10 protein-coding genes and 1 rRNA gene are annotated in these 8,030 nt (G+C 43.5%); 9 read left to right on the top strand and 2 right to left on the bottom strand.

Features of this window, described 5'->3' with window-relative positions:
* The first annotated feature begins 385 nt into the window (after nucleotides 1-385).
* Nucleotides 386-988 carry a hypothetical protein gene (locus tag F6J99_RS37430; protein ID WP_293120886.1) on the top strand — a complete coding sequence of 201 codons (603 nt, stop codon included), beginning with the start codon at nucleotides 386-388 and terminating at the stop codon, nucleotides 986-988.
* Between the two features lie 56 nt (nucleotides 989-1,044).
* Nucleotides 1,045-1,167, top strand: a complete 123-nt coding sequence (locus F6J99_RS37425; protein ID WP_293120884.1) for a hypothetical protein — start codon at nucleotides 1,045-1,047, stop codon at nucleotides 1,165-1,167.
* Here the strand turns inward: F6J99_RS37425 and F6J99_RS37420 are convergent.
* Entirely contained in the window at nucleotides 1,150-1,740 is a 591-nt protein-coding gene (locus tag F6J99_RS37420) for a TetR/AcrR family transcriptional regulator (protein ID WP_293120882.1), read from the bottom strand. The two genes, F6J99_RS37425 and F6J99_RS37420, sit on opposite strands and share 18 nt — an antisense overlap.
* 213 nt (nucleotides 1,741-1,953) lie before the next feature.
* Here F6J99_RS37420 and F6J99_RS37415 point away from each other — a divergent pair, with 213 nt between their 5' ends.
* The 5 genes from F6J99_RS37415 (at nucleotide 1,954) to F6J99_RS37395 (ending at nucleotide 5,871) form a co-directional block, all read left to right on the top strand.
* Nucleotides 1,954-2,097, top strand: a complete 144-nt coding sequence (locus tag F6J99_RS37415; protein ID WP_293120880.1) for a hypothetical protein — start codon at nucleotides 1,954-1,956, stop codon at nucleotides 2,095-2,097.
* Nucleotides 2,098-2,472: 375 nt separating this feature from the next.
* Entirely contained in the window at nucleotides 2,473-2,967 is a 495-nt protein-coding gene (locus F6J99_RS37410; protein WP_293120878.1) for a pyridoxamine 5'-phosphate oxidase family protein, read from the top strand.
* A gap of 64 nt (nucleotides 2,968-3,031) precedes the next feature.
* A complete protein-coding gene (locus tag F6J99_RS37405; protein ID WP_293120876.1) occupies nucleotides 3,032-3,907 on the top strand; it encodes an alpha/beta hydrolase in 876 nt (291 codons plus the stop codon).
* A 285-nt stretch (nucleotides 3,908-4,192) separates the two neighbouring features.
* Nucleotides 4,193-4,846 (top strand): cupin domain-containing protein, encoded by a 654-nt coding sequence (locus tag F6J99_RS37400; protein ID WP_293120874.1) that lies wholly within the window; start codon nucleotides 4,193-4,195, stop codon nucleotides 4,844-4,846.
* A 53-nt stretch (nucleotides 4,847-4,899) separates the two neighbouring features.
* Nucleotides 4,900-5,871 carry an NAD(P)/FAD-dependent oxidoreductase gene (locus tag F6J99_RS37395; RefSeq protein WP_293120872.1) on the top strand — a complete coding sequence of 324 codons (972 nt, stop codon included), beginning with the start codon at nucleotides 4,900-4,902 and terminating at the stop codon, nucleotides 5,869-5,871.
* Between the two features lie 58 nt (nucleotides 5,872-5,929).
* Here the strand turns inward: F6J99_RS37395 and glyQ are convergent, their stop codons facing one another.
* Nucleotides 5,930-6,808 (bottom strand): glycine--tRNA ligase subunit alpha, encoded by an 879-nt coding sequence (gene glyQ, locus F6J99_RS37390; RefSeq protein ID WP_075900737.1) that lies wholly within the window; start codon nucleotides 6,806-6,808, stop codon nucleotides 5,930-5,932.
* Nucleotides 6,809-7,395: 587 nt separating this feature from the next.
* On the opposite strand from glyQ, the gene F6J99_RS37385 reads away from it, so the two are divergent.
* Nucleotides 7,396-7,524: a hypothetical protein gene (locus tag F6J99_RS37385; RefSeq protein WP_293054514.1), complete on the top strand. Its 129-nt coding sequence runs from the start codon at nucleotides 7,396-7,398 to the stop codon at nucleotides 7,522-7,524.
* 396 nt (nucleotides 7,525-7,920) lie between these two features.
* Nucleotides 7,921-8,030, top strand: a 16S ribosomal RNA gene (locus F6J99_RS37380); the annotation flags it as partial.

Genomic DNA, 8,030 nt, shown 5'->3' with positions numbered 1-8,030 from the left:
TGTCAGATTTTAATGACTAAATTGGCGGATTTTTCGGGAAATTTTAGTTTATTTCCCTATCCCCCTATCCCCCTATCCCCCTATCTCCAATAATCGTTAACTTATTAAAGTTTGAAACAGCCCTACCGTGCTTGGGGCGGGGGACGAAAGCTACACCAAGTCTAGTACCTTGCGTTTCTGAGTTAGTAATTTTTAGGGTATCAGTTCAGGTTAATTACCTATTAATTAGAGCTTGAGCAGCCAAACAATTCGGTATTATTTCCAGGAATTATCGATTATTTGGCTGAATTATTATTACTTGTTAAGTGTTAAGTATTACTTGAAAATTGACCCTTGACAAGTTTCAAGTAACAAGTGTCAATTTTCAAACCTAGGAGAGATGTGAATGTCTTATAGTGATTTTAAATCTCTAGACACACTAGCTTCTCTAGGGATTGATATGCTAGAAGCTGTCCCATCTCTGATTCAAGCAGACCCAATTTCCCCCAGTGACTTTCTTCAGGAAGCTCTCAGACGCTTTGTGCCACTAGCAACTGCTATCAATACTGAAAAAGCTCGCTCTGAATATCTGATCGCTCCTATTTTAAGTGAAATTACAGTCATCAACCCTCCTATTAGTCTGTTTTCTGGAAAAAACTTTAATGTAGACCCAGCACAGGGACTTACTGGATTTTTTGATTTCATCCTTACTGACAACCCAGATAAGTTAACCATCAAAGCTCCAGTGGTGGTAGTGGTAGAGGCAAAAAACGAAAATATTAATGAGGGACTGCCTCAATGCTTGGCTACGATGTATGCAGCTCGATTGGTTAACCAAAAAGAGCCAGAAATGGCTGAGCGAACAGTATATGGAACTGTTACGACCGGACAAGTATGGCGATTCCTGGCTCTGACACCAGAAGGCAAGGCGATGGTGGATCTTAATGACCGCTATCTAACACCTGTGGATGAATTACTGGGAGTGCTGGTGGCTATGACAACTAGATAGTTGACTAGGTCATAGTTGATCTTGATTTAATCTACACCATTGACGCAACGGTTTGTTTGATTGACCCTCAACCCTCCACAAACCAGTGCGATCGCATAACGACTCAATGCTTAGTATCCCATTTTCCTCTTCCCTACTCCCTACTCCCTACTCCCTACTCCCTATTCCCTTCTCCCTAATAATGCTGAAGCAACAGTTTTTGCTTGTGCTGCTGCTATCGAGTTTCCCTCCATCATCGCCACCACAATTGAGCCTTGCACAAGCAGTAAAAACTGTCGAGCCAATAATTCAGGATCAGTAATGCCTGCAGCCTGAGCCAGATCCAGAATATAGGCATAAACCGCTTGTTGGTGCTCCAAAGCGGCCTGATAACCTGGGTGCTTGGGCTTGGCCAACTCTACAGTAGCGTTAATGAAAGCACAGCCACGAAAATCTGGAGCCGAAAACCATAATTGAAGCACATCAAAGATTGCTAATAGACGCTCTTTGGGATCTGAACTATGTTGGGCAACAGTTTCTATAAACCAGGCACGCCAGGACTCGCCCCGCTGTCGTAGGAATGCTTCAATCAGAGCATCCTTCGATTTAAAGTGGTTGTAAAGTGACATCTTAGCCACACCAGACTCAGAAATAATGCGATCAATCCCTACATTCTGAATACCTTCTTGGTAAAAGAGCTCAGAGGCTTTCTCTAAAATGCGATCGCGAACTGGTTTACGAGATGAAGTCCGAGATGAAGTCAATTTGCTCATGGTTACTGAATCCGATTTAAATAGACAAGTCTGTCTATTTTAGACTAACACTTTCCCCTCCTCAGTGTCCTGTCACTATCGGGCACTGCTTAACAAAACTTTACAAAAAAAATCAGCGGAAAATCCTTGACTTTATACAGACCTGTCTATTAACCTATAAATATACAGACCGGTCTACATAAAAACCGGTCTAGATAAATAAGGGGATTTCTGATGGCACGACAATTTACCAATATTGCTTTTACCCCTGGAGTCAAAAACGCTCAAACCCGCTACGGCTCTCGGGAAATTTATGACCAATTCGCCAAACGAGGCATTAGCGCAGATACTCTGACTGGTGACATACTCCCACACTGACCTATCGGTTCAGTGTGGGCTTCTTGCCAACTCCACCCAACGGTTCGGATACTCGACAAGCTTTATTAACGACACGGGATGCCCCTCCGCACCGGAACCATACAATAAGTTCTATTTTTTAGGAACGTAGGTGGCGGTTAGCTCTTAATTTATTTTCCCTACTAGATCTATTATAGACGATCTTCAATTGTAATTGTTTCCTTATTCCATGCAATAAGAGCGCAAAATTCATCCCATAAGACGAAACCGATAGATAGGGTCGCCAAAATCGGCAAAGTTTTAACCCTTTTACCCATGACCGACTAACCATAAAGGCGACCCTATCTATCGGTAACTTTAAACACTCATGCTGCGCATTGAGATGTGGGGCTTCTTTTGCTAGAAGCTAAAGAAACAGAATTTATCGCTGCACGGGATAGTTTCTATATGGGTACGGTCAACAGTAACGGTTGGCCTTACATCCAGTTTCGTGGAGGGTCCAAAGGATTCCTAAAAGTTCTGGACGATAAAACCTTGGGTTTTGTGGATTTTCAAGGAAATCTCCAATATATCAGTGTCGGTAACTTGTCTGAAAGCGATCGCGTTTTTCTATTTTTGATGGATTACGCTCACCGTCGCCGATTAAAGATTTGGGGACGGGCTCAAGTTATTGATAACGACCCACAACTGCTCAATCAATTAGCAGATCCTAATTATCAGGCAGAATTGGGAGGAGTATTCATAATTAAAGTCGAGGCATTTGACTGGAATTGTCCCCAACATATTCCGATTCGTTATTCAGAAGAAGAATTTGCCCAAATGAAAGCTCCCCTAGAAGCTCGCCTTCAGGAGTTAGAGAAACAACTAGCTCAACTTTTCCCCTCAAATTGAAGCTCTCCTCATCTAGTTTGAACTGTAAAAACTCAATCAATTATCACCAAGGAAGGTATTCATCATGACTAACCTAAACACCACAATGCACAAAACTATTGAGATTGATGGAATTGATATTTTCTATCGGGAAGCTGGCTCCAAAAATGCCCCTACCATCCTCTTGTTACATGGATTTCCTACTTCTTCGCACATGTTCCGCAATCTAATTCCCGCCCTTGCAGACGAATTCCACCTGATTGCCCCAGATTATCCTGGTTTTGGTGCTAGTTCCATGCCAAAGGTTGATGAATTTGACTATAGCTTTGATAAATTGGCAGATATCGTCGAAAAGTTGACGATTAAATTAGATTTACAACTATACTTTCTCTATTTGATGGACTATGGCGCACCAGTAGGTTACCGTCTAGCCAGCAAATATCCCAACAAAGTGCTAGGGCTGATTGTGCAGAATGGTAATGCCTATGAGGAAGGTTTACGAGATTTTTGGGAACCACTCAAGGCTTACTGGCAGGACAAAACTCCTGAAAATGCTCAAGTTCTAGCGGATTTTTTAACCCTCGAATCGACTAAGTGGCAATACACTAATGGAGTTCGCAATCCAGAAACCATTGCTCCAGACAATTGGTTCCACGACCAATATTTGCTCGACCGTCCTGGCAACAAAGAAATTCAATTAGAACTGTTTTACAGCTACGGTACTAACCCGACCCTATACCCGAAATGGCAAGACTATTTCCGTCAGTTTCAACCTCCAACCCTAATTGTTTGGGGAAAAGGTGACTACATTTTTCCGCAAGAAGGAGCCCATCCCTACAAGCGAGATCTCAAAAACCTCGAATTCCATATCCTAGATACCGGTCATTTTGCCCTTGAGGAAGATCTAGAGTTGATTGCTAATTACATTCGCAACTTCGCTCGCTCTAATGGCCCTAAGTAGTCAGTGCGTAGGGTGCGTTAGGGGGGGACTTGCCCTTATTTTTCGCCTCGTAGCTAGCGTTGAGATAGTCCCCCCCGTAACGCACCACTCTTTGGGCTCACCCTGATTTTATCGGTAGCCAGTGTTAGGACAGCCGGTCCCGTAAGGCACCACCCACGGGCTCACACTGGTTGGGACAGCCCGCCCAAAAAAATAAGAATCTAAGTAGTCGGACAGGTGATCTTACTAGAAATCTCAGGCAATAATTAGAGATTCCAACAATAAACATAATGTCAGGAGGTTGCCATGCAGATTCATGCAGATTTAAGTCAACGAGTTGTTGTCTATAGCGAAGAGCTACCTTGGGTTGATTCTCCTATGGCCGGTGTACAGCGTCGGATGTTGGAAAGGGATGGAGACGAAGTAGCCAGAGCCACCTCTCTGGTTCGCTATGAAACTGGTAGTTTCTTTTCTGCTCATACTCATGGTGGTGGTGAAGAATTTATGGTTTTAGAGGGCATATTTTCTGATGAAAAAGGAGATTATCCCCCTGGTACTTATGTCCGCAATCCCGTAGATTCAAGCCATACTCCTAAGAGTGAATCAGGTTGTACGATTCTGGTTAAACTATGGCAAATGTCTCCTGACGATCAAGAGCGAGTAGTAATCGATACAACTAACAATTCTTGGGTTCCAGGTTTAGTTAAAGGATTACAGGTAATGCCCTTACATACTCATAGTACAGAGAATGTTGCTCTAGTTAAATGGGAACCTGGAACTGTTTTTAAACACCATAGTCATTTTGGTGGAGAAGAAATTTATGTAATTGACGGGGTGTTTGAAGATGAACATGGAACTTATCCTAAAGGAACTTGGATACGTAATCCTCATGGCAGTACTCATACTCCCTTTAGTAAAGAAGGCTGTTTAATTTACGTCAAAACAGGACATTTGAATTAACCTCAACTTCCATCCTGAGAGTTTTTATTCCAAATCACTACAGAGGTAAGATCATGAAACTCAAAAAACAAAATCTTCAAGAATCCACTGACAAAATTTACGACACCATTATTGTGGGAGGTGGCGCAGGAGGTCTCTCTGCTGGAATCTATCTCCAGCGTTACTTACTCAATACTTTGATTATCGATAAAGGTAAAGCGCGCTCTTTTTGGATGCAGGAACTACACAACTACCTGGGTTTACCTCCCGATACCCCTGGTCGTTCTGTTCTCAGACAAGGTAAAGAGCATTATTTGTCTATCGGTGGCGATTCACTAGATGCTTTTGTCGAAGAAGTAATTGATGAGGGTGAAACCTTTGCTGTGCGAGTAAAAGTCGGTAGAAACAATAGTGAATACTATACCTTTCGATCTAAATACCTGATTGCTGATAGTGGGATTATTGACTATTTACCAGCCTTGGAGAATATGCGAAATGTCTATGAATACGCAGGTTATAACCTCCATGTCTGTCTGATTTGTGATGGTTATGAAATGGCTGATAAAAAGGTAGGGGTATTTGCCAGCACTGCAGGTAATGCGGAAGTTGTTTTTCCTCTGGGTTGGTTTACTTCTGAAATTACTTTATTTACCCAAGGATTGTTCGAGGTAAACGATGAATTGCGACAAAAAATACAACAACAGGGTTATGAAATCATAGAAATCCCAGTTGAGCAATTTTTAGGGGAAGACCATCAGATGACTGGAGTGGAATTAACTGATGGTCGAGTAATTGAGTTGGAAGCTGGCTTGATTTCCATGGGCTCCAAATACCATGCCGAATATCTAGACACATTTGATCTGGAGAAGAAGGGAGGGAATCTGGTTACAGATAAGATGGCCCGCACTTCCCATCCTCGTATCTTTGCCATTGGTGATTTAAAGGTAGGACTGAATCAGGTTGTCATTGCTGCTGCCGATGGAGCATTAGCAGCTACTCAAATTTGGCGCGACATCCGTGTCCTGTCAGGCTCCCAAAACCCCTAATACCGATAGGCTTTATTATAGAGACGGGAGGTGTTTTCCATCTTTTTGTGTTCTAGATTCAAGCTATGGTCTGTTTATTGAGCGGGAACCCTAACATCTCCCGTTGTTGCAAATAGAGTTGAGCCACTCGCCTGGCTAGATTGCGAATTCTACCGATATAACGAGTGCGCTCAGTCACTGAAATCACACCCCTAGCGTCCAGTAAGTTGAACGTGTGAGAACACTTCAGAACGTAGTCTAGTGTAGGCATAACAAGTCCTCGTGTGCTGAGTTGTTCTGCCTCTTGCTCATAAAGACCAAATAGCGTGAACAGTAAATCTGGGTTAGAGGATTCAAAATTATAAGTACATTGTTCAACTTCTCCCTGAAGGTGAACATCTCCATAGCTAATTTGGTCATTCCACTGGATTTTAGTAAAAGCCTCTACTTCCTGGAGATACATCGCTAATCGTTCCAAACCATAGGTGATCTCAATGGGTACAGGACGACAATCAATGCCACCACACTGTTGGAAGTAGGTAAATTGAGTAATTTCCATGCCATCTAACCAGACTTCCCAGCCAACTCCCCAAGCCCCCAGGGTAGGAGATTCCCAATTGTCTTCAACAAACCGAATGTCATGGTCTTCAGGACAAATCCCTAAAGCTTTGAGGGAATCTAGGTAAATGTCTTGAATATTATTCAGTGACGGCTTGATCAGTACTTGGTATTGGTAGTAGTGCTGGTAGCGATTCGGGTTTTCGCCGTAGCGTCCATCGGTGGGTCTTCGGCATGGTTCAACATAAGCAACTGACCAGGGTTCTGGACCAATAGCTCTCAAGAATGTATGAGGACTCATGGTCCCTGCTCCTTTCTCTGTATCGTAGGACTGGGCAATCAAGCAACCATGTTTTGCCCAGAATTGATTCAATGTTGCAATAACTGATTGAAAATTCACTGACACCTCCAGTGTTTAGTAACGGTAACTTATGGCCAAGACATTTCTTGATGCAAAAGGGGAGTTGGGAGGGGCTATATAGGTTACGCCGTGATTCTCCTTTCTCCTTTGGAGAGGCTGCACGAACAAAAACACTAAGTAAACGGACCTGTCTTGATGCAGTCGCTCATGGGGGGAACCCCCGCGTGAAGGCTTAGGTGCGCTTTCCGTAGGCGAATTAAATTCGCCACGGGTCGCACCTCTGCATCGCTCTCCAGCCCCGTGGAAACCAGGCCAGTTGCTAATGGGTTAAACCCTGTAATAAAGCCATTTTCTCCCCAAGACCACCTTGCATCCCTATAATTTATTCTGGCGCAAATGCCTTGTCAGAGCTAGTTTAGTAAGTTGTTCAACAATGGATTTCATGGTGCCAGTGCAAAGGGCTCTTCACTAATCTTGCCTCTGAATGGGAACAGCCACTACTTACCGATTAATCCTGGACAATTACCGTAAATCCAGGTAAATTTTCCGTTTCACTCAGGAGCATCGGAGCAGTTATCCCAATCCGCACTTACAGGCAGGATCGACAGATAAGCCCGTCACCAGGTATGTATCTAAGATATACAAGAATTCCCGAAATAATTCTCCCGACTCCCAGGGCGTGCGCTTACACTCGTCGAATTAAATTCGTCACGGGTAGCACCGCTCCCGACTCCCGACTCCCGACCCAACTCTAACGAACCTACCTCCGTAAGCTTCACCCTCTTCCCGTGATCAGACCTCCGAAATGGAGTCAAAAAAAAATTTTTAAAATTACCAAACCATTGCCATATATAGGCTTCAAGGATTTATCCCCAAAAAAGTTTCGGGTTTAGGTTGACAAACGCTTTTTTACCCTTTACATTAGTAAATGGCGATGAGGAAAGCCAAGCGCACCGCACCGCCCCGAACCAAGAAAAATCTATAGTTTGAGAGCCAATATACGGTCGCTACTCGTCAAGAAATTTTCAGGTTAATCTGAACTCATTATAGGACAGATTGACCAAAACTAAAACCTAAAATTCCGAACTGGTTCAAAGTTAACTGTAAGGGTTGACTGAGAGTCCGGTGAAGAGAAAAAAAACAACTTGAGTACCATGGAGAGTTTGATCCTGGCTCAGGATGAACGCTGGCGGTATGCTTAACACATGCAAGTCGAACGCCCCTTCGGGGGAGTGGCGGACGGGTGAGTAACGCGTGAGAA

It is taken from the genome of Moorena sp. SIO4G3, from assembly GCF_010692305.1.
GTDB classification, from domain to species: Bacteria; Cyanobacteriota; Cyanobacteriia; order Cyanobacteriales; family Coleofasciculaceae; genus Moorena; species Moorena producens_A.
Note: the sequence above shows the minus strand (reverse complement) of the source record. Positions and strands in the feature narration are given on the sequence as shown.

Coding starts and splice junctions, on each gene's coding strand:
- F6J99_RS37385 (WP_293054514.1), top strand. CDS start 7,396: ATGTATCTAAGATATACAAGAATTCCCGAAATAATTCTCCCGACTCCC.
- F6J99_RS37420 (WP_293120882.1), bottom strand. CDS start 1,740: ATGAGCAAATTGACTTCATCTCGGACTTCATCTCGTAAACCAGTTCGC.
- F6J99_RS37430 (WP_293120886.1), top strand. CDS start 386: ATGTCTTATAGTGATTTTAAATCTCTAGACACACTAGCTTCTCTAGGG.
- F6J99_RS37415 (WP_293120880.1), top strand. CDS start 1,954: ATGGCACGACAATTTACCAATATTGCTTTTACCCCTGGAGTCAAAAAC.
- F6J99_RS37400 (WP_293120874.1), top strand. CDS start 4,193: ATGCAGATTCATGCAGATTTAAGTCAACGAGTTGTTGTCTATAGCGAA.
- F6J99_RS37405 (WP_293120876.1), top strand. CDS start 3,032: ATGACTAACCTAAACACCACAATGCACAAAACTATTGAGATTGATGGA.
- F6J99_RS37395 (WP_293120872.1), top strand. CDS start 4,900: ATGAAACTCAAAAAACAAAATCTTCAAGAATCCACTGACAAAATTTAC.